Origin of the sequence: Rhodoferax sp., assembly GCF_012927445.1 — a bacterium.
GTDB lineage: Bacteria > Pseudomonadota > Gammaproteobacteria > Burkholderiales > Burkholderiaceae_C > Rhodoferax.
On the sequence record NZ_JABBPD010000003.1, the window covers coordinates 45,799 to 66,662 of the forward strand.

Below are 20,864 nucleotides of genomic sequence, written 5' to 3' on the forward strand. Positions count from 1 at the left end.
ACCGACATGACTGAAGCTTTTATCTGCGATGCCATTCGCACCCCCATCGGCCGTTACGCTGGCGCATTGGCCGGCGTGCGCGCTGACGATCTCGGCGCCATCCCGCTCAAGGCATTGATGGAACGCAACACCCAGGTCGACTGGACCATGGTTGACGACATCATTTATGGCTGTGCCAATCAGGCTGGCGAAGACAACCGCAATGTGGCCCGCATGTCCGGCTTGCTGGCAGGTCTGCCGATTGAAGTGCCCGGCACCACGGTCAACCGCCTGTGCGGCTCGGGCATGGACGCCATCGGCCTGGCGGCCCGCTCCATCAAGGCTGGCGACACCGAGTTGATGATAGCGGGCGGCGTAGAAAGCATGTCGCGCGCACCTTTCGTGATGGGCAAGGCGGAAAGCGCCTATTCGCGCAACGCGGCCATCTTTGACACCACCATCGGCTGGCGCTTCACCAATCCGCAGATGAAGAAGTTGTATGACACGCATTCGATGCCGCAAACAGCGGACAACGTGGCGCAGGACTTCGGCATTTCTCGCGGCGATCAAGATGCTTTTGCCGTGCGCTCGCAACAGCGCTGGGCTGCGGCCCATGCGGCGGGGCGCTTCTTGCCCGAAATTGTGCCAGTGGTAATTCCGCGCAAGAAGGGGGAGCCGATCGTCGTCGAAACCGACGAGCATCCACGCCCCGAAACCACGCTGGAGATGCTGGCCAAGCTCAAAGGCGTGAATGGCCCCGAGCTGTCGGTGACCGCAGGTAATGCCTCGGGGGTCAATGACGGGGCCTGTGCGCTGTTGATTGCCTCTGAAGGTGCGACCCGTCTGCACGGACTGACGCCGCGTGCCCGCGTGGTGGCGATGGCAACCGCAGGTGTGGCGCCGCGCATCATGGGTTTTGGCCCGGCGCCGGCTGTGCGCAAGGTGCTGGCCAAAGCCGGTCTGACGCTCGACCAGATGGACGTCATCGAGCTGAATGAAGCGTTTGCCGCGCAGGGTCTGGCGGTGCTGCGCGACCTCGGTCTGGCCGACGATGAAGCGCGGGTGAATCCGAACGGCGGTGCGATTGCCATGGGGCATCCGCTTGGCATGAGTGGCGCTCGATTGGTGACTACCGCGAGTTACGAACTGACACGGCGTGGCGGGCGTTATGCGCTTTGCACGATGTGTATCGGTGTTGGGCAAGGTATTGCGCTCATTATTGAACGCATTTAATTTTTACAACAAGGAGACAAAACCATGAAATTCAAACTGAAAAAAATTGCCGTCGCAGCCACCCTGATCATGGGTGCCATCGTTGCGTATGCTGCGGACCCGATCAAGATCGGCTCCGTGCTGTCCGTTACCGGCCCGGCCGCTTTCCTCGGCGACCCGGAACTGAAGACCTTGCAGATGTATGTGGATGAACTCAATAAAAAAGGCGGCGTGATCGGTCGCCAGTTGCAGTTGGTACATTACGACGATGGCAGTGACGCCAACAAGGCCAATGGTTTTGCCAAACGCCTGATTGACGATGACAAGGTGGACATTCTGGTCGGTGGCACCACCACCGGTTCCACCATGTCGATGGTGCCGCTGGTCGAAAAAGCCAACATTCCGTTCATCTCTTTAGCCGGTGCGGTGGTGATTGTCGAGCCGGTCAAGAAGTGGGTTTTCAAAACCCCGCACACCGACCGCATGGCATCAGAAAAAGTATTTGAGGACATGAAGAAACATAGCATCAGCAAGGTGGCTTTGCTCTCTGAAACCAGTGGCTTTGGCAACTCCGGCAAGAAAGAAACTGAAGGCGTCGCCGCCAAGTACGGCATCACGCTGGTGGCCAACGAAACCTACGGCCCGAAAGATACGGACGCCAGCCCACAGCTGACCAAAATCAAGAACACAGCGGGCGTGCAAGCGGTGTTCGTTTACGGTCTGGGTCAGGGCCCGGCCATCGTGACCAAGAACTACAAGCAGCTCGGCATCACCCTGCCGCTGTACCACGCCCATGGGGTGGCATCTGAAGAGTTCATCAAGCTCGCGGGCCCGGCGGCCGAAGGTGTTCGCCTGCCTGCGGCGGCGCTGCTGATTGCCGACAAGCTGGCCGCCAACGACCCGCAGAAAGCGGTGACCACCGCTTATGCCAAAGCCTTTAAAGAAAAATGGAAAACCGATGTGTCTACGTTCGGCGGGCATGCTTACGATGGACTGATGCTGGCGGTTGATGCGATCAAGCGCGCCAACACCACCGACAAAGCCAAGGTGCGTGATGCGATTGAAGCCACCAAGGGCTTTATCGGTACCGGTGGCAAAGTCAATATGTCGGCCACCGACCATTTGGGTCTTGATCTCTCCGCCTTCAACATGCTGGAAATCAAGAACGGCGACTGGACGATTGCCAAGTAATCGCATCGTATGTTTGAGACCCTTGAACTTGAGCGTAACGGTCGGATCGCCACGATCTGGATGAATCGTCCGGAGGTGTTTAACGCCTTCAACGAGCAACTGATCGGCGATCTGAGCGCGGCTTGCGCCGAACTCGACGCCGACGCGTCGGTGCGCGTGGTCGTTCTGGCGGGGCGGGGCCGGCATTTTTCAGCCGGCGCCGACCTCAACTGGATGCGCCGTGCGTCGTCCTACGGGGAGGCGGAAAACCTGGAGGATTCCCGCCGTTTTGCCCGCATGTTGCGTGCGCTCTCGGAGATGTCCAAGCCCACCATCGCCCGGGTGCAAGGGGCCGCGTTGGGAGGCGGGACCGGCTTGGCCGCAGCCTGCGACATGGCGGTGGCATCCGCCAATGCGGTGTTCGCCACCTCGGAGGTGAAGTTCGGGATTATTCCGGCGGTCATCAGCCCCTATGTCTTGCGCGCCATCGGCCCCCGTCATGCGCTGCGGTACTTTCAGACGGCCGAACGGATTTCTGCTGACAAGGCGCTGGCGATTGGGCTGGTCAACGAAGTGACCGCCGACGATGCCTTGGACGCCGGCATTGCCGCGTTGGCTGAGACACTGATTGCCGGTGCCCCACAGGCCCAGCAAGCAGCGAAACAACTGATTCAGGCGATCAACGGTCGCCCCATTGACGACACGGTCATGGAGGAAACGGCACAACGCATTGCCCGCCAACGGGCGACGGAGGAAGGGAAGGATGGCATCGTTTCTTTCCTTGAGAAACGAACGCCGGCCTGGCTTCTTTAATTCAATTTATTCACCCTCACAGGAGATAAGACAACATGTATACCCAGTCTTTCAATGTGCCGGACAGCCCCGGCCTGAAGTCGGTGCCCGTGGCCCCGTCAACGGAAAATCCAGAATTACAAGCCCGGTTTGACAGCCGGATCGACGCCGACGGCAAGATCGAGCCGCAGGACTGGATGCCCGAGGCTTACCGCAAAACACTGGTGCGCCAGATCAGCCAGCACGCCCACAGCGAAATCGTCGGCATGCTGCCTGAAGGCAACTGGATCAGCCGCGCCCCCAGCCTCAAGCGCAAGGCCATCCTGATTGCCAAGGTGCAAGACGAAGGCGGCCACGGCCTCTACCTGTACAGCGCCGCCGAGACGCTGGGCACCAGTCGTGACCAGATGCTCGACGGCCTGCACAGTGGCAAAGCCAAATACAGCTCCATCTTCAACTACCCCACGCTCAACTGGGCCGACGTCGGTGTGGTCGGTTGGCTGGTGGATGGCGCCGCCATCATGAACCAGATTCCGCTGTGCCGCTGCAGTTACGGGCCATACGCACGCGCCATGATCCGCGTCTGCAAGGAAGAGTCTTTTCACCAACGCCAAGGCTACGAAGCCCTGCTGGTGATGATGAAGGGCACGGCCGAGCAAAAAGCCATGGTGCAGGACGCGGTCAATCGCTTCTGGTGGAAGTGCCTGGCCATGTTTGGCCCACCCGATGCCGATAGCGCCCATAGCGTCCAGGCCATGCGCTGGGGCATCAAACGCATTTCCAACGACGACCTGCGCCAAAAGTTCATTGACGCCACCGTGCCGCAAGCCAAGGTGCTCGGCGTGACCTTGCCCGATCCGGACCTGAAGTGGAACGAGGAGCGCCAGCACCACGACTACGGGCAAATTGACTGGGACGAGTTCTGGTCGACCGTGAACGGCAACGGCCCCTGCAACAAAGAGCGCCTGGCGACACGGGTCAAGGCCCACAAAGATGGCCAGTGGGTGCGCGATGCCGCATTGGCTTACTCACGCAAACAACAAACCAAAACAACCAAGGAAGCAGCATGAGCACACCCGCATTGAAAGAATGGCCCCTCTGGGAAGTTTTTGTCCGCAGCAAACAAGGTCTGGAGCACAAGCATTGCGGCAGTTTGCACGCCGCTGATGCGCAGCAGGCGCTGCAGATGGCGCGTGATGTCTACACCCGTCGCCAGGAAGGTGTGAGCATCTGGGTGCTGCCCTCGGCCAGCATCACCGCCAGCGCACCGGAGGACAAGGAATCGATGTTTGAGCCCGCGGCCGACAAGATTTACCGTCACCCCACCTTCTACGAAATTCCTGACGAAGTGGGGCACATGTAATGGCAGCGCATTCCGACTACCTGCTGCATCTGGCCGACAACGCCCTGATCCTCGGGCAGCGCAACGCCGAATGGTGTGGTCACGGCCCGATTCTGGAAGAAGATCTGGCGCTGGCCAACAACAGCCTGGACCTGATCGGTCAGGCGCGCTTGCTGTACCAACACGTCGCCACCCTGCGCAACGATGGTCGCACCACCGAAGACATGCTGGCGTACTTCCGTGATGTGCCGGACTTCCGCAACTACACCTTGCTGGAATTGCCGCACAGCACGGCGCTGGCGCCCACCGCCGCGGGTGACCGCGACTATGCGGTGACGATTGCACGCAACTTTCTCTACAGCGCCCTCATGGTGCTGGTGTGGGATGCGCTCAAGGCGTCCAAAGATGCGCAACTGGCCGCGATTGCCGCCAAGTCGCTCAAAGAAACGCAATACCACCTGCGCCACTCGCGTGACTGGCTGCTGCGCATGGGTGACGGCACCGAGGAGTCGCACGCCCGGGTCCAGGCGGCTTTGGAGCATTTAATGCCTTACACGCAGGAGTTTTGGACGTCGAGTGCTATGGAAACTGTAGCGGTTGAGGCCGGTGTCGGCGTGGCGACCAGCAGCCTGCAAGCCGCCTGGAACGAAGTCGTGAACGACACGCTGGCCCAGGCCACGCTCACGCGCTCCAGCACCGACGGCCATGTCTCCACCGGCAAGCAGTGCGTGCATTCCGAGCACCTGGGCTTTGTGCTGGCCGAGATGCAGAGCCTGGCCCGCGTCCACCCTGAAGCGGTCTGGTAAGCCCCATGAACGCAGCACTCTTACCGGATGGGCCCATTGCTGCAAAGCAGCCCTCTGACCCCCATCACGCGGTGTGGACCCTGCTGGAGTCCGTGACGGATCCGGAAATTCCGGTGGTGTCGCTGCGCGAAATGGGCATCTTGCGGGCGGTCCGCGACAGCGCTGAGGGTCTGGAGGTGGTCATCACCCCGACCTACAGCGGCTGCCCGGCCATGAGCCAAATGGAAGACGACGTGGTCGCGGCGCTGGCGCAAGCCGGTGTGAGCGCCCGCGTGGTCATCCAGCTGGCACCGGCCTGGTCCACCGACTGGATGACGCCCGAGGGGCGAGCCAAGTTGCGGACCTACGGCATTGCGCCGCCGCAGGTCAGCGCTCGTGCCAATCAGGGCGGCAACGTGGTGCAGTTTGCTGCTAAAAAAGTAGCTGACTATGCACAGCCAGCGGTCATTTGCCCTCAATGTGGCTCTGAAAACACCACCGAAACCTCGCATTTTGGTTCCACGGCTTGCAAGGCGCTGTACCGATGCCTGAATTGCATGGAACCGTTTGATTACTTCAAACCTTATTGAGCGCTCCTGCGTCCCCACCATGTCCACCATTCCCCGTTTTCACGACCTCAAGCTCGCGCGCATCAGCCCTGAAGCTGCCGGCTCTGTCTCCATTGCGTTCGCCATTCCGCAAAATCTGCGTGAAACTTTTTCCTTCCAGCCCGGCCAGTACCTGACGCTGCGCGCCACCATCAAGGGCGCCGATGTGCGGCGCAGCTACTCCATCTGCAGCACCCGCAGCCACCTCACGGAGCAGCATGAATTGGTGGTGGGCATTCGCCCGATGGAGGGCGGGGTGTTTTCCAACTGGGCGGCGCATGAGCTCAAAGTGGGGGACACCCTCGCCGTGATGCCGCCGGACGGACGTTTTGTGTCGAAGCGCCCCCGCGCGCTGCACCGCGTCGGTTTTGCTGCCGGTTCCGGCATCACGCCTATTCTGTCGATCATGGCGAGTTCGCTGGAAGAACAGCCTGACTCCAAGTTCACCCTCATTTATGGCAACCGCAGCATGGCCAGCGTGATGTTCAATGAGTCGCTGCAGGACCTGAAAGACCTCTACCCCGATCGCCTCACGCTGATTCACATCCTCTCGCGCCAGGCGCAGGAGGCCGATCTGCTGCAAGGGCGCATTGACGGCGACAAGATTCGCGCCATCATCGACGCACTGCTCCCAGTGGGCAGCATGGACGAAGTGTTCATCTGCGGTCCTGAAGTCATGATCGAAGCCACCGAGACCGCGCTGCTGGCCGCCGGTGTACCGGCCAACCGCGTGCACAGCGAACGCTTTACATCCCCCGTACTGGAAGAACTCACGCCCGCTGACCGGCAGGCCGCTGTGGCCGGCCACAAGACGCCAGCGGTGGGCAAGGTGGCGTTGACCATCGTGCTTGACGGCAAGCCGCACGAATTGCAAATGGGGTCTGACCAAAAGGTGCTGGACGTGGCGCTCGCCGCCGGGCTGGACCTGCCTTATTCGTGCAAGGGCGGCGTCTGCTGTACCTGCCGCGTCAAGGTGATGGAAGGCAGTGTGCACATGGACAAGAATTTCGGGCTGGAAACCTGGGAAACAGAAAAAGGTTTTGTGTTGTCCTGCCAGGCTCGTCCGACCAGCGAGCGACTGGTGGTGAGCTACGACGAGCGCTAAAAATTCGTGTCGCGTGCCATCAGTGGGTTGATATTCAATGCACTGATGGCACGGCGATGCTGGACTTGTGGGATTGCGCATTGAGCAATCCAGCGCGTGGTTTTCGCATGGCTATGTTAAAAATGCGAATGACTACAAAACTGAAATCACTGCGTCTGATGGCCATTGCCATTCTCGTTCTGGCGTTGTTTGAGGTGCCTGCATTGGCCGACACCACGACGATCAAGGTCGGGGTGAACAACAACATGGACGCCCAGTTGATGATGCCGGATGGCCCTGGGCCTTATCCCGCCATCTTGCTGCTGCATACCAGTGGCGGCTTGCAATCCGGCGACTTGGAATACGCCCAGCGCCTCGTGACGGAAGGCTATGTGGTGCTGGTTCCTTCTTTTCTGGATGCCTATGGAATCCGTGCCAAGACCCGCCAGCTCACGTTCACAACCTACGCTGAGCCCATTTACGCGGACTTTGTGGCCAGCCTTGATTGGTTACGCCGCAACCCGAAAGTTAACAATCAAAAGCTTGGTGCCATTGGGTTTTCAAATGGTGGCTATTTCTCGCTCTGGCTCGCCGCGGCCGGTCAAGTGCAAGCCGGCGTGTCGTATTACGGAGCCCTAAGCGGTGCCGGAGCCGACCGGACGCTTAGCCGGTTTCGGCAAGTTTTTACCTCTACTAGCGCGCCCGTTCTGATATTGCACGGCACGAACGATTCCACCGTGCCGGTTTTGAAGGCTATTGAGTTGGACGCGATTCTTGCTGCAACGCAGGCTCCGCATGAGTTTCAACAGTACGCTGGTGCAGAACACCGCTTCGACCGCGACAGGAGCGACAGCAATGACGCAGCCGCCGAGGATGCGTGGTTGCGCACACAAACGTTTTTGAACCAGTTGAAAAAAGGATAATTGCCCGGCTGCAGGATTGAGAGATACAGACGATGACCCCAGGAATGAAATACATCAAGACAGACAAGGGCAGGGCAGAGATTGCCGAACGACGCGGTGGTTTGAGCGCGTTGCAACGGCGTGTCTTGATCGTGGTTGACGGGATTAAAACGGTCAATGATCTAGGCGCCTTCGTGCGTGTCGGTGAATTGGAGGCCGTCCTGAATTACTTGCTGCAAGAGGGGCTGATTGAAACGACCAACCACATTGCCCCTTTGCAACAACCCGCCGCACCTGGTTTTGCCGCTGCTGAAACGACCGAGCCACCCCGACCTGCAACCAGCCCGGAAGAATTTAAAAAAGTGCGGCAGGAAGCGTCTCGCTTTGTGTCAGACAGCCTGGGTGCTTCCGGTGAGCCGATCTGTGCCGCCATTGACCGCTGCAATAGCCCTGCCGAGTTGCGTAAATTGCTACGCGGCGTCGAAATCTTTATCGGCCAAAGATTGAGCCCGGAAACCACGCAGGCGTTCGCGCGCCATTTCGGCTCGTTGCTGCTGTAGCTGCTAGGGGCGCAACTGATCGCTGGAGGGCCAGTCGGTAAAGGGAAAAGGCACCTCTTCGGTGGCAAAACTGACAAAATTTGCAATCTGGCCCTGGTAACGGCCCAGGCTGCGACCCAGTGCAGACAAACGCGTATTGGGGGCATCGCTGACCAGCATCAGAACAAACTGGATGATGGCCACGCAAAACAGCAAGGTGCTGGCCAACTGGTAGGCCAAGGCCATCAAGATCATCAGCAGACCCCGCAACCAGATGTTGCGTTCGGTTTTGGTTTCAGCAGGAAATTCGCTCATGATCGTTCCTTTTAAAGCTGGGTTTTTGAAGTGGCTGAAAAGATCTCGGCGGTGATCTCGTACGAGCGAAGACGAGCTGCATGTTCAAAGATTTGCGAGGTAATCATCAGCTCATCGGCCCCGGTGTGCTCAATGAAGGCGCTGAGGCTGGCGCGCACGGTGTCCGGTGCGCCAATGGCGGAGCAGGACAACACGCTGTCGAGCAAGGCGCGCTCGGCCGGTCCCACCCGGTTGGGGTAGTCGGCCACGGGCGGTGGCAGGCGGGCAGGGCGCCCGCTGCGCAGGTTCACAAAAGCTTGCTGCATCGAGGTGGCTCGAAAAGCCGCTTCTGCATCGCTGTCGGCGGCGAACACGTTAAAGCCCAGCATGACATAGGGCTTGGCCAGCTGCGCCGAGGGCCGAAAGCTGGCGCGGTACAACTCAATGGCCTGCATCATCTGCTGCGGTGCAAAGTGCGAGGCAAAGGCATAGGGCAGGCCGAGCGCCGCGGCCAACTGCGCACCAAACAGGCTGGAGCCCAGAATCCAGACCGGGATGTTCAAGCCCTGCCCCGGCACCGCGTGCACCGGGTTTTTAGAAGAGGCTGAAAAGTAATCCATCAGCTCGACGACATCACGCGGAAACTCGTCGGCATCCGAGGACAGATTGCGACGCAGGGCGCGTGCGGTGATCTGGTCCGAGCCGGGAGCACGGCCCAGCCCGAGGTCAATGCGGCCGGGGTACAGCGACTCCAGCGTGCCAAACTGCTCGGCAATGACCAGTGGCGAATGGTTGGGCAGCATGATGCCGCCCGCACCCACCCGAATGCGGCTGGTGCCGCCCGCCACATGCCCGATCAGCACCGAGGTCGCGGCACTGGCAATGCCGGGCATGCCGTGGTGCTCCGCCAGCCAGTAGCGCTGGTAGCCCCAGCGCTCAGCGTGCTGGGCCAGGTCAAGGGTATTGCGAAAGGACTGTGCAGCGTCGCCGCCTTGCACGATGGGGGAGAGGTCGAGAACTGAAAAAGGGATCATGTTCAACATATTAGGTCATTCAAATGAACGACAAGCACGGGCTGTGTCAAATACCCTTGTTGCGAATTAGACAAAACTGATTAACACTTGAACTCAAGAAACTGTGTGCAACCTGTTTAACAGATAAAAAAACAATGTCCATTTCCAGTCTGACGCCCGGTGCGCTTCGCGTTGCCATCGCCCCTGAATCTCTCGGGTTCTCTGATACCTCCGAGTTGCTGCAACTTCCGCTGCCCTGGATCGGGCAGGCGCGTGCGCAAGCTGCGGCGCGCTTTGGTCTGGGCATGGAGCAAGCGGACTACAACCTGTTTGTTCTGGGCGAGGTCGGCAGTGGGCGCTCGTCCTTGTTGCAGCAGGTGATGCAGGCGGTAGCCGCCAGCAAGGCGGTACCCCCTGATTTGTGTTACTTGCACAACTTTGATGCCCCTGAGAAACCGCGGGCGCTGCGTCTGCCACCCGGTCAGGGGCGTTTGCTGCGGCAACTCATGACGCAGATGAGCAAGACGCTGCAAAAAGAAATCCCCCGGCGCCTGGATGGCCCTGACTTCAAGGCCGAGAGCGAGCACATTGAGAAGACCTACAAGGTTGAAGAGGCCAAGGCTTATGCCGAGCTCGACGCCTTTGCCGAGGCCCGCAGTTTTGCCTTGTACCGCGAAAATGGGCATCTGGTATTTACCTTGCTGGGGGCCAAAGGCAATGCATTGACCGAGAGCGAGGCGCGTTCTTTGCCGAAAGAGCGGCGGGCCCAGATTGACCAGGCCGAGCAGGAATTGCGTGAAGAAATCACCAACTATCTGGACAAGACCCGGCCGATAGAACGCGTCATGAATGAAGGCTTGGCCGCGCTGCGGCGCCAGGTAGTCAAGCCGCTGCTGGATCACGAAGTGCAGGAAATCCGCGTCGGTCTGAAGAAGCAGATCAAGGATTCGGTCAAGCTTGGGGCCTATCTGGATGGGGTCATGCACGACGTGCTCGACAACCTGGAGTTGTTCCGGGTGTCCGATATTGATGAAGAACTGCGGCTGGAGGAACTGGCCGCGGTGTTGTCCCGTTACCGGGTGAACTTGCTGGTGGACAACGAGGGTCTGGCTGGTGCGCCGGTGATCGTTGAGGACAACCCAACGTTCCGCGCCCTGTTTGGCAGCATTGAGTATCAGCCGGAAGAGGATGCGCTGATGACTGATTTTTCACGCATCCGGGCCGGCAGTCTGCTCAAGGCGCATGGTGGTTTTCTGATGTTGCATTTGCGCGACCTGCTGACCGATGAATTGGTCTGGGAAAAGCTGCGGCGTTTTTCACGTTGCGGCAGGTTGCAAATTGAAGATCCGGGCCCGATTCTCACGCCGATGGCGGCCGTGTCGCTGGAGCCCGAGGCGGTGGATGTGGATGTCAAGATTGTCCTGATTGGCTCCACCGAGCAGTACTATGAATTGCAGGAGGCCGACCCGGAGTTTGCCCGGCGCTTTCGGGTCAAGGTGGACTTTGCCGAGAGTTTTTCGGCGACAGCCCAAACGTATAACGCATCTGCAGTTTTTGTGGCCCACATCTGCCAGAAACTGGGTTTGCCGCATTTTTCTGCATCAGCCGTGGCGCGCTTGCTGGAAGACTCGCACCGGGAGGTGGACGACCAGTCGCGTCAGAGCGCCATCTTTGCCCGCACTGAGGCTCTGGTAATGGAAAGCGCGGCGGTGTGCAAGGCACGCGCCGGCACGCAGGTCGAATCGGCCGACATCGAGGCCGCTTTGCAGGCGCGCAACTTGCGCCATGACTACCCGGACCAACGCCTGCAGGAATCCATCACTGACGGCGACTGGCTGATTTCCTTGTACGGCGAGAAAACAGGTCAACTCAACGGACTGACGCAGATCGATTTGGGGGATTACCGCTTTGGCTTTCCGGTACGGGTGACGGCGCGTACTTATGCCGGCAATGAAGGCTTGCTCAACATTGAGCGCGAGGTGGAAATGTCCGGCCCGATCCACGACAAGGGCGTTTTGATATTGCACAGCTACCTGTCGGCGTTGTTCGCCCATATCGCGCCGCTGGCGCTGAATGCCTCCATCGTGTTTGAACAGGAATACCACGGCGTGGAGGGGGATTCGGCGTCCTGCGCAGAGTTGTATGCCGTACTGTCGTCGCTCTCGGGGCTGCCTCTCAAACAGGGCATTGCGGTGACCGGCGCGGTCAACCAGCATGGCGAAGTGCTGCCGGTGGGCGGGATCAACGAGAAAATTGAAGGTTACTTTCGCATCTGTGAAACAGCCGGTCTGGATGGCAAACAAGGCGTGCTGATTCCCCATCGCAACCGACGCCACCTGATGCTGGAGAGCAAGCTTGTGCAGGCGGTGAGCCAGGGTTTGTTTCATATCTACACGGCGGAGCATGTGAGCGATGGCATCGCGCTGCTGACCGGGTATTCATCGGGTATGCCGATCGCGGTGGGCTGCTATGCCCATGACAGCGTGCTGGGCCTTGCCCAGAAAACGTTGCAGTCCTACCGGCGGGCGTGCCAATTGGCGGAGCATCCGAAGGTGAGCCGTAAAAACTCACGCTGAGATTTGTGGGCTTGGCCTTTGGGGCCGCTTTGCTGCGGGCTTGCGCGTGAGGTCAAGTCAGGTTGCCAGTGGCCGCAGAGGCGTCGCTCGACGCCTGCTTCTGTTTAATTGAGCCTGTTTGGAACAGGCAAAATAAGCCCCAATGACCACAAAAACTTTAATTATTGGCGGGGGAATAGGCGGCTTGGCGGTAGCGTTGGCGTTTTCCCGCGCGGGCGCTCCGGTTGAGTTGTTCGAACGTTCCCCCGAGTTCACCGAGGTCGGGGCCGGCATTCAGCTAGGCCCCAACGTGGTGAAGGTGCTCCATGACTGGGGTTTGCAAGAAGCCTTGGCCGGCGTTGCCGCATTTCCGGACCGTTTGCAGGTGCGCAGCGCGATGTCGGGTCATGAACTCGGGGTCTTGCGTCTGGGGGCTGCGACCCTGGAACGTTACGGATCGCCCTATGCGACGATTCACCGCGCAGATTTGCACCACTTGCTGCTCACGGCATTAAAAGACGAGAGCGTGCAGCTCACAGTGAACAGTTCGGTGGAACGGTTTGTGCAGCAGGACACGGGTGTCACCCTGTTCACCGCCGACGGGCATGAGGCGCAAGGGGATGTCTTGGTGGGCGCGGACGGCCTCTGGAGCCAGGTGCGACAACAATTGCTGAACGACGGCGCGCCCCGCGCCACAGGACATTTGGCCTATCGGGCCATGGTGCCGCAAAGCAGCTTGCCAGCGCGTTTGCAGTCGCACCAGATCACGGTTTGGCTCGGGCCTCAGTTGCATGTCGTGCAGTACCCGGTGCGCGGGGGGGAGTGGCTCAATGTCGTGGCGATCGTGCACGGACGGACAGAGGGCGATATGGCGCATTGGGACCACAGCGCCAACCCCGCCAAGTTGAGAAGCGCCATGACGGCGACCTGTGCCCCCTTGCAAGACCTGATTCAGGCCATTGAGTCTTGGCGGCTGTGGGCATTGAGCATCCGCCCGCCAATGCGGGGTGCGCATGAGCAGGCCCAGGGCCGGGTTGCGCTGCTAGGCGACGCGGCGCATCCCATGTTGCCCTATCTGGCGCAGGGGGCTGGTATGGCCATTGAAGATGCACACTGTCTGGCGCGTGCCGTGGGCACCCGCGGCCTTGATGTGCCGACCGCATTGGCGCAGTACGCCGCGAGTCGCTGGCAACGCAACGCGCGGGTGCAGGCCGGTGCCATTCGCAACGGGAAGATATTTCATGCGACCGGCTTGGTCAGCTGGGGACGCGACGCGGCGATGAAGCTGCTGGGCGAACGCTTGCTGGACAATCCCTGGCTCTATCGGAGTCAGCCCTGATGGCGACTTTCGCCTGGCAGAATCCCCGGCGAATCGACCACCGGGGCGAGGTGCAGCAAGGCGCTAATTTGCTCCCGTTTTAATAGCTACTTGCGCAATAACTACGGGGGCTAGAGCCTTAAATGATGTTAGCTTGTGACAAGTTGGCGGCTTAAAGCCGGCCCAGCAGCAAAAATTCCATCAACGCTTTTTGTACGTGCAGCCGGTTTTCGGCTTCTTCCCACACCACCGATTGCGGTCCGTCAATGACGTCGGCTTCAACTTCTTCCCCGCGGTGCGCGGGCAGGCAGTGCATGAACAGCGCATCGGGCTTGGCGGCACGCATCATGTCCGCGTCCACACACCAGTCGGCAAACGCCACTTTGCGGGCTTCATTTTCGGCCTCATAACCCATGCTGGTCCAGACGTCGGTGGTCACCAGATCGGCTCCTTCGCACGCTTTCATCGGGTCACTGAACACCTGGTAGCTCTCCGCCGAGCGCAGGCCGGCGATGGACTGATCAACCTCGTAGTCGCCAGGGGTGCTGACATGCACCTTGAAATCAAGAATTTCGCTGGCCTGCAGCCAGGTGTTGGCCATGTTGTTGCCGTCACCCACCCAGGCCACGGTCTTGCCTTTGATGGAGCCGCGGTGCTCGATGTAGGTAAAGATGTCCGCCAGAATCTGGCAGGGGTGGAATTCGTTGGTCAGACCGTTGATCACCGGCACGCGGGAATGGGCTGCAAAACTCTCGATTTTGGTTTGTTCGTAGGTGCGGATCATGACCAGATCGACCATGCGGCTGATCACCTTGGCACTGTCTTCAATCGGCTCTGCGCGGCCCAGCTGACTGTCGCCAGTGGTAAGGTGCACCACGCTGCCGCCCAGCTGGTACATGCCGGCCTCAAAGCTCACCCGGGTGCGGGTGGAGGCTTTCTCAAAAATCATGGCCAGGGTTCGATCCGCCAGCGAGTGGTGCTTTTCGTAAGCCTTGAACTTCTTTTTGATCAGTGCGGCCCGCTCGAACAAATAGGCGTAATCGCTGGCGTTGAGGTCGCTGAATTGCAGATAGTGTTTCATTCCGGGTTCTCGGCTGGCTAGTTGGGGATCAAGTCGCGTTTATCAGGCCGCGTCAAGCAGGAGCTGCTTGATCAGCGGACACAGGATGCTGACCACTTCGTCCGCTTCGGCCGTGGTCATGATCAGCGGCGGTACCAGCCGGATGACGGTGTCGGCGGTGACGCTGATCAGCAGGCCGTTGTCGGCACATTGCCCCACCAGCGCCGCGCAAGGCTTGGCCAGTTCGACGCCGAGCATCAGGCCCTGGCCGCGAATTTCTTTGACGGCGTGGCTCGCCAGTTCGGCCGCAAGCGCCTGGGCCAGCGCTGCCGCCAGGTGTTGGCCAACGCGCGCCGCATTTTCCAGCAACCCCTCTTCTTCAATGATGCGGATGGTCTCGACCCCGGCGCGCATAGCCAGCGGGTTGCCGCCAAAGGTCGAGCCGTGGTTGCCGGGCTGGAAAATGTTGGCCGCCTTGGGGCCGGCCACCACCGCGCCAATTGGCACGCCCGAGCCCAATCCTTTGGCCAGAGGCATGACATCGGCCTTGATGCCGGCCCACTGGTGGGCAAACCATTTGCCGGTGCGGCCCATGCCGCTTTGCACTTCGTCAATCATCAGCAGCCAGTCGCGCTCGTCGCACAGCTGCCGCACCGCTTTGAGGTAGTCGATGTGCATCGAGTTGATGCCGCCTTCGCCCTGGATCGCTTCAAAAAATACCGCCACCACATTCGGATTGCCCTCGGTTGCCTGCTTCAGGCTATCGATGTTGTTGAGTGGTACCCGGATAAAACCTTCCACCAGCGGGCCAAAACCGGCCTGAATCTTGGGATTGCCAGTGGCGCTCAGGGTGGCGATGGAGCGGCCATGAAAGGCCTTGTCATACACCACGATCTCGGGCCGTTCGATGCCCTTGTCATGGCCAAACTTGCGCGCCAGTTTCAGGGCGGCTTCATTCGCTTCCAGCCCGGTGGAGCAGAAAAAGACATTGGTCATGCCCGACAGTTCGACCAGCTTTTTCGCCAGCACCTCCTGATTTGGCACATGGTAGTAATTGGAGCTATGGATAATTTTGGCGATCTGATCCTGCAGGGCCGGCACCAGCTTCGGATGGTTGTGACCGAGGGTATTGACGGCAATGCCGCCGAGCGCGTCCAGATACGACTTGCCGTTAACATCCCAGACGCGGCAGCCCTGGCCGTGCGACAGGGCGATCGGCACGCGACCATAGGTGTTCATCACATGCGGTGAAGAAGCTTCAATGAAGGGTGAAGCGACAGCTTCGGTCGCGGTCAGTGCGGCGTTCATGGTTTTCAAACTCCAGTGTCTTAATCAGTTGGGGACAGCGCCCGCTCGCATTGCGTCGCTGCAGTCTGTCCCTCAAAGTCTCACAAACAAAGCGGCCCAACGCAGGTTGGGCCGTTGAAGTGTGATTTTAGGCCTATCACCAGGATTGATTTTTGATAATCTGACATCACTCCAATGCGTTCTACGTTTCTGATCAACTCTTCTATAAGACATAAGATCGATTAGAATTAACGCGCATCGCACCATCTCGACGGTGCTCACTGACTGACCTCTACCCGATGGTTTCCAACTCTGCCAAAGAAGTTTTTATTCTGGGTTTAACCCAAAGCGGACGTCCCTTTCGCCCCAGCGATTGGGCGGAGCGTTTGGCAGGCGTCATGAGTCAGTTTCGCCCTGGTGGTCCGCAGCCGGGCAGCCATCTGGGCTATTCACCCTGGTGCATTCCCACCACGGTCAACGGCGTACGCTGTATCGTGGTTCATCACGATTTGCGCGAGTACGACGTCATGGCCTGGGACTTCTGCATGAACTTCGCCAAAGACAACGACCTGCAAGTCTCACAAGGTGCACCAGCGCCCAATGCCCCCAAGACTTCCTGACTAAGCGCGGTTTGCGCCAGACACAAAAAAGCCGTCTTTCGACGGCTTTTTGCTTTGCTGACAGCGCACCCGTTACAAACGGCGCATTCTTAATTACTCAAGAATGCGTGCGATTTGCCTGAAATCAGGCGGCTTTTGCGACCAGGGCTTTCACCTTGGTAGACAGACGGCTCTTATCGCGAGCGGCCTTGTTTTTATGGAAGATGCCTTTGTCAGCCACGGTGTCAACCACGGCTTGCATTTTGGCAAACAATTCAGTGGCTTTAGCCTTGTCGCCAGCGACAACAGCTTTTTCCACATTCTTCACCGCAGTGCGGTATTTGGAACGCAGCGAAGTGTTCGCGGCGTTGATTTTGACGTCCTGACGGACGCGCTTAAGGCCCGACGCAAGGCGTGGGTTTTTTTTCTTGGGTTTGGTAGATGCCATATTAATAGTTCCTTGGGTCTGTGGATGTTGTCAGCAAAGCCTTCGATTCTATCAGCTACGCATCTGTGGATGGGCTTGCACCCAATCCGCCAGCCGGACACAGCTACACTTCGCGTCGTGAGTCTCTTCAAATCTGCTTCTATTGTTTCCCTGTTGACCCTGGTTTCTCGTATCACTGGTTTGGTGCGCGAACTCCTGATTGCGTCGACTTTTGGCGCCAGCGCCTTGACGGACGCCTTCAATGTGGCGTTCCGCATTCCCAACTTGTTTCGTCGCTTTTTTGGCGAGGGCGCTTTCAGCCAGGCTTTTGTGCCCGTGATGGCGGCTTCCAAAGCCCAGCATGGCGAGGTTGCCACCCAGGCGCTGATCGACCGGGCGGCGATTGTGCTGACCTGGGTCTTGCTGCTCATCAGTGTCATTGGTGTTTTGGGGTCTCCTGCCTTGGTCTGGGCCATGGCCAGTGGCTTGCAGAAAAACCCGCACGGCTTTGAGGTAGCGGTCGTCATGACGCGCTGGATGTTCCCTTACATCGCGTTCATGTCGCTGGTGGCACTGGCCGCTGGCGTGCTCAACACCTGGAAGCGTTTTGCCGTGCCTGCCGCCACGCCGGTGCTGCTTAATTTGTGCATGATTGTTGCCGCTTGGCTTGGCGCACCCTGGCTCAAGACCCTGGGTATTGAGCCGATTTATGCGCTGGCCGGCGGCGTCCTGATGGGCGGCGTGCTGCAACTGGCGGTGCAATTGCTGGCCCTGAAGAAGCTGGGACTGATGCCGCACATCACCTTGCGCTGGAGTGCATTGCGCACGGCCTGGGCCGATCCCGGCACCAAAAACATCATCAAATTGATGGGGCCGGCGCTTTTGGGCGTGAGCGTGGCGCATATTTCGATGTTGATCAACACGCAAATCGCCTCGCGGCTGGCGACCGGCAGCGTGAGCTGGATCACCTATGCCGACCGGCTGATGGAGTTCCCCACCGCCATGCTCGGCGTCGCCATGGGCGTGGTGCTGATGCCGCAACTCGCGCTCGCCCGTGCGGCGGGCGATGCCAAAAAATATTCCGCCATGCTGGACTGGGGTTTGCGTCTGGTGGTACTGCTGGCCGTGCCGTGTGCGGTGGCGCTGATTACCTTTGCCAAGCCGCTGGTGGCGGTGCTCTACCACTATGGGGCCATTACCGAGTTTGACGTGCAGCAAATCACCTATGCCCTGATGGGCTGGGGCGTGGGCTTGATCGGGATTGTGGCCATCAAGGTGCTGGCACCCGGTTACTACGCCAGCCAGGACACCAAAACACCGGTGCGCGTGGCCATTGCGGTGCTGGTCATCACGCAGTTGCTCAACATTATGTTGGTGCCGCTGTTTGCGCATGCCGCGCTGACGCTGTCGATCGGTATTGGCGCCATGATCAACGCGGTCTGGTTGCTGGCGGGGCTGCTCTGGCGCCGCAGTTACAAGCCCGAGCCGGGCTGGATTGTGTTTATATTCCAGGTGATTGCGGCCAGCGCGTTGCTGTTGGTGTTTTTAATGTGGGCGAACGGGGCCGTCGCCTGGACGCAGATGCCGGGCGAGAATTTAAAGAGAATTTTGCTTCTGGCCCTTGTCCTCTCTGCCTCTGCAGCTATTTACTTCATAGCGCTGTGGGCTTCTGGACTCAAGCTGCGGCAGTTTATTCGGCGTTGAGCCGGCAGGGTTTTCTCACATAGTTTCGGGAAGGATGTTCGTATGAAGCTGTCATTGGCTCTACCCACTCCGCTGGAGTATTTTGCGTCCCTGGTGCAAAGTGATGCCGACTTCCCGCTGCTGGAGGCGGCCGTCTGCCTGGCGCAGGATGAATACCCGGATCTGGACGTGCAGCAGGTACTCGGTGAAGTCGATCAATTGCTGGCCCGGCTGAAGCTCCGGATTCCGCCCGATGCCGGACCGCTGCAGAAGCTGCGCGCCGTGAATCAGTTTTTCTTTCGCGATTTGAGCTTTGCCGGCAACGTCAACCACTATTACGACCCCGACAACAGCTATGTGAGTGTCATATTGCACACCCGGCGGGCGATTCCCATTTCGCTGGCCGTGGTGTGGCTGGAACTGGCGCAGGGCTTGGGGCTGGCCGCGCGGGGTGTCGGTTTTCCGGGCCACTTCATGCTGAAAGTCAATTTGCCCAATGGGCAAGTGGTGATCGATCCGCTGGACGGTCAGTCGCTGAGCCGCGAAGAGCTGGCTGAACGGCTGGAGCCGTTCCGGCAAAAAGTTGGCCTGGACAATGAATTTGAAGTCCCTCTGGGTCTCTATCTGCAGACGGCGCCACCGCGCGAGATCATCTCAAGGATGTTGCATAACCTGAAAGAAATTCACACCGACCAGGAAGACTGGCAGCGCTTGATTGCGGTACAAAACCGGCTGATTGTGCTGCTGCCGCAAGCCTGGACCGAGTACCGCGACCGGGGCCTGGTCTATGCGGAAGCGGGTCAGACGGGGCGGGCGCTGGAAGACCTGGAAACCTATCTGGTCAATGCCGAAAAAGGGGTGGACATAGACGCCATCGCCAAGCGGGCGGCTGAACTGAGAGGCGCCAAGCGCTAAAAGCGTCTTGTCGCCGGCACAGCCGCGCTTGCGGCGGGATCAGCCGCTGCTGTCTAGAATTTATAGAAAATAGGGCGCTAGCCCCCGTGCAATCAGCGCAAGCAGCTATTATTTCAGGAGTGGATGGCTAGTTTCTCAGCGGGACGCAACAGCAGCAAGCCCAAAGCCAGGACACTGAAAACGGTGCCCGCGACAAAAGTGAAAGAAGCGCCAAACTGGTCCCACAGCCAGCCAGCCAGCGCACTGGCCACCAGCATGGCCAGGCCGCTCATGAGGTTGAAGAAGCCAAAAGCCGTGCCGCGCAGATTCTCGGGTGCCGTCGCGGCCACCATGGTGGCCAGCAAGCCTTGCGTCATGGCCATGTGCAGCCCCCACAACGAAATTCCGGCCCAGACCCAAGTCCATTGGTTGCTGTAGGCCAGTAGCGCGTCCGCAGCGATCAACAAAACCAAGCCCCAAGCCAGCAGGGTGGTGTGGCGCACCCGGTCGGCGAGTTTGCCAAAGGGGTAGGCACAGGCGGCGTAGATCAGGTTCATGCCGATCAGCACCAGTGGCGTCCAGGCCAGGCCCAAACCACCTTGTTGCGCCCGTAGCACCAGAAACGCTTCGCTGAAGCGCGCCAGCGTGAACACCGCGCCAATGCCGACCACCCACCAGTAATCAGAACTTAGCCGTTGTAAATTAATGCGGCTGATGGGATTGATGCGAACGGCGCCTGCGGGCCGCTCGGGCTCGCGCACCCCCCAAATCAGCAGCACCACACACAGAAACGCCGGGATGGTGGCCACCCAAAACACCGCCCGGAAATCATTGGCCCACAACAGCATGAGTCCCATGGCGAGCAAGGGGCCAACGAAGGCTCCCACGGTATCGAGCGACTGGCGCAGTCCAAAGGCGGCGCCGCGCAACTCGGGTGGCGTGATGTCGGCGACCAGCGCATCGCGCGGTGCGCCGCGTATACCTTTGCCCACACGGTCGATCAAGCGCGCGGTCAGCACCAAGCCGGCGGTGCTGGCCAAAGCAAACAGCGGTTTCGACATGGCGCCCAAGCCATAGCCCAGCACCGCCAGGGGTTTGCGCTTGCCCCAGTAGTCGCTCACGACACCCGAAAATACTTTGACAATCAGCGCGGTGGCTTCGGCGGCGCCTTCCATCAGGCCGACCGCAAACACGCTGATGCCCAGCGTGGTGACCATGAAAACCGGCAGCAGGCTGTGAATCATCTCGGAGGAGATGTCCATCAGCATGCTGACAAAGCCCAGCGCCCAGATGCCGGGCGGGATGTGTCGCAAGGTCTGAG

Annotated in this window: 21 protein-coding genes; 15 read left to right on the forward strand and 6 right to left on the reverse strand. The window is 59.5% G+C overall.

Features of this window, described 5'->3' with window-relative positions:
• Nucleotides 1–6 precede the first annotated feature (6 nt).
• The 10 genes from pcaF to HHJ17_RS04470 all read left to right on the forward strand — a co-directional run bounded on the left by pcaF (nucleotide 7) and on the right by HHJ17_RS04470 (nucleotide 8,434).
• Nucleotides 7–1,212, forward strand: coding sequence for a 3-oxoadipyl-CoA thiolase (gene pcaF / locus HHJ17_RS04425; protein ID WP_296499906.1), 1,206 nt, complete (start codon nucleotides 7–9; stop codon nucleotides 1,210–1,212).
• A 69-nt stretch (nucleotides 1,213–1,281) separates the two neighbouring features.
• Nucleotides 1,282–2,382 (forward strand): ABC transporter substrate-binding protein, encoded by a 1,101-nt coding sequence (locus HHJ17_RS04430; RefSeq protein WP_366557524.1) that lies wholly within the window; start codon nucleotides 1,282–1,284, stop codon nucleotides 2,380–2,382.
• Between the two features lie 9 nt (nucleotides 2,383–2,391).
• The gene (locus tag HHJ17_RS04435) at nucleotides 2,392–3,174 is read left to right on the forward strand and encodes an enoyl-CoA hydratase/isomerase family protein (protein WP_296499904.1); all 783 of its coding nucleotides are present in this window, start codon (nucleotides 2,392–2,394) and stop codon (nucleotides 3,172–3,174) included.
• A gap of 35 nt (nucleotides 3,175–3,209) precedes the next feature.
• Entirely contained in the window at nucleotides 3,210–4,223 is a 1,014-nt protein-coding gene (gene paaA, locus HHJ17_RS04440; protein WP_296499903.1) for a 1,2-phenylacetyl-CoA epoxidase subunit PaaA, read from the forward strand.
• A complete protein-coding gene (gene paaB, locus HHJ17_RS04445; RefSeq protein WP_114969719.1) occupies nucleotides 4,220–4,516 on the forward strand; it encodes a 1,2-phenylacetyl-CoA epoxidase subunit PaaB in 297 nt (98 codons plus the stop codon). The genes paaA and paaB overlap by 4 nt, the downstream gene beginning before the upstream one ends.
• Nucleotides 4,516–5,301: a 1,2-phenylacetyl-CoA epoxidase subunit PaaC gene (paaC, locus tag HHJ17_RS04450; protein ID WP_296499900.1), complete on the forward strand. Its 786-nt coding sequence runs from the start codon at nucleotides 4,516–4,518 to the stop codon at nucleotides 5,299–5,301. The genes paaB and paaC overlap by 1 nt, the downstream gene beginning before the upstream one ends.
• A gap of 5 nt (nucleotides 5,302–5,306) precedes the next feature.
• Complete coding sequence (paaD, locus tag HHJ17_RS04455) at nucleotides 5,307–5,870, forward strand: 1,2-phenylacetyl-CoA epoxidase subunit PaaD (protein WP_296505068.1); 564 nt, start codon at nucleotides 5,307–5,309, stop codon at nucleotides 5,868–5,870.
• 19 nt (nucleotides 5,871–5,889) lie between these two features.
• Complete coding sequence (gene paaE / locus HHJ17_RS04460) at nucleotides 5,890–6,993, forward strand: 1,2-phenylacetyl-CoA epoxidase subunit PaaE (protein ID WP_296499896.1); 1,104 nt, start codon at nucleotides 5,890–5,892, stop codon at nucleotides 6,991–6,993.
• A gap of 56 nt (nucleotides 6,994–7,049) precedes the next feature.
• The gene (locus HHJ17_RS04465) at nucleotides 7,050–7,895 is read left to right on the forward strand and encodes a dienelactone hydrolase family protein (RefSeq protein ID WP_296499894.1); all 846 of its coding nucleotides are present in this window, start codon (nucleotides 7,050–7,052) and stop codon (nucleotides 7,893–7,895) included.
• 44 nt (nucleotides 7,896–7,939) lie between these two features.
• Complete coding sequence (locus HHJ17_RS04470) at nucleotides 7,940–8,434, forward strand: hypothetical protein (RefSeq protein WP_296505069.1); 495 nt, start codon at nucleotides 7,940–7,942, stop codon at nucleotides 8,432–8,434.
• A gap of 3 nt (nucleotides 8,435–8,437) precedes the next feature.
• On the opposite strand, the gene HHJ17_RS04475 is transcribed toward HHJ17_RS04470, so the two are convergent.
• Together HHJ17_RS04475 and HHJ17_RS04480 are read right to left on the reverse strand one after the other, a co-directional pair.
• Nucleotides 8,438–8,728, reverse strand: coding sequence for a DUF4389 domain-containing protein (locus tag HHJ17_RS04475; RefSeq protein WP_296499891.1), 291 nt, complete (start codon nucleotides 8,726–8,728; stop codon nucleotides 8,438–8,440).
• An 11-nt stretch (nucleotides 8,729–8,739) separates the two neighbouring features.
• Nucleotides 8,740–9,741: an LLM class flavin-dependent oxidoreductase gene (locus tag HHJ17_RS04480; protein ID WP_296499987.1), complete on the reverse strand. Its 1,002-nt coding sequence runs from the start codon at nucleotides 9,739–9,741 to the stop codon at nucleotides 8,740–8,742.
• A gap of 134 nt (nucleotides 9,742–9,875) precedes the next feature.
• On the opposite strand from HHJ17_RS04480, the gene HHJ17_RS04485 reads away from it, so the two are divergent.
• Nucleotides 9,876–12,296: a Lon protease family protein gene (locus HHJ17_RS04485; protein ID WP_296499889.1), complete on the forward strand. Its 2,421-nt coding sequence runs from the start codon at nucleotides 9,876–9,878 to the stop codon at nucleotides 12,294–12,296.
• A gap of 142 nt (nucleotides 12,297–12,438) precedes the next feature.
• A complete protein-coding gene (locus HHJ17_RS04490) occupies nucleotides 12,439–13,614 on the forward strand; it encodes an FAD-dependent monooxygenase (RefSeq protein ID WP_296499887.1) in 1,176 nt (391 codons plus the stop codon).
• A 151-nt stretch (nucleotides 13,615–13,765) separates the two neighbouring features.
• Here HHJ17_RS04490 and argF read toward each other — a convergent pair whose 3' ends face one another.
• Both argF and HHJ17_RS04500 read right to left on the reverse strand, forming a co-directional pair.
• Nucleotides 13,766–14,674, reverse strand: coding sequence for an ornithine carbamoyltransferase (gene argF, locus HHJ17_RS04495; RefSeq protein WP_296499885.1), 909 nt, complete (start codon nucleotides 14,672–14,674; stop codon nucleotides 13,766–13,768).
• A 42-nt stretch (nucleotides 14,675–14,716) separates the two neighbouring features.
• On the reverse strand, nucleotides 14,717–15,961 hold the full coding sequence (locus HHJ17_RS04500) for an aspartate aminotransferase family protein (RefSeq protein WP_296505071.1): 1,245 nt from the start codon (nucleotides 15,959–15,961) through the stop codon (nucleotides 14,717–14,719).
• A gap of 278 nt (nucleotides 15,962–16,239) precedes the next feature.
• Between HHJ17_RS04500 and HHJ17_RS04505 the strand changes: the two genes are divergently transcribed.
• Nucleotides 16,240–16,560: a DUF3579 domain-containing protein gene (locus HHJ17_RS04505; protein WP_296505073.1), complete on the forward strand. Its 321-nt coding sequence runs from the start codon at nucleotides 16,240–16,242 to the stop codon at nucleotides 16,558–16,560.
• A gap of 124 nt (nucleotides 16,561–16,684) precedes the next feature.
• Here HHJ17_RS04505 and rpsT read toward each other — a convergent pair whose 3' ends face one another.
• Nucleotides 16,685–16,987: a 30S ribosomal protein S20 gene (gene rpsT, locus HHJ17_RS04510; RefSeq protein WP_296499879.1), complete on the reverse strand. Its 303-nt coding sequence runs from the start codon at nucleotides 16,985–16,987 to the stop codon at nucleotides 16,685–16,687.
• A gap of 117 nt (nucleotides 16,988–17,104) precedes the next feature.
• Here rpsT and murJ point away from each other — a divergent pair, with 117 nt between their 5' ends.
• Entirely contained in the window at nucleotides 17,105–18,670 is a 1,566-nt protein-coding gene (murJ, locus tag HHJ17_RS04515) for a murein biosynthesis integral membrane protein MurJ (RefSeq protein ID WP_296499877.1), read from the forward strand.
• Between the two features lie 42 nt (nucleotides 18,671–18,712).
• Entirely contained in the window at nucleotides 18,713–19,564 is an 852-nt protein-coding gene (locus HHJ17_RS04520) for a tetratricopeptide repeat protein (protein ID WP_296499876.1), read from the forward strand.
• 113 nt (nucleotides 19,565–19,677) lie between these two features.
• Here the strand turns inward: HHJ17_RS04520 and HHJ17_RS04525 are convergent, their stop codons facing one another.
• Nucleotides 19,678–20,811: an MFS transporter gene (locus HHJ17_RS04525; protein WP_296499985.1), complete on the reverse strand. Its 1,134-nt coding sequence runs from the start codon at nucleotides 20,809–20,811 to the stop codon at nucleotides 19,678–19,680.
• Nucleotides 20,812–20,864 lie beyond the last annotated feature (53 nt).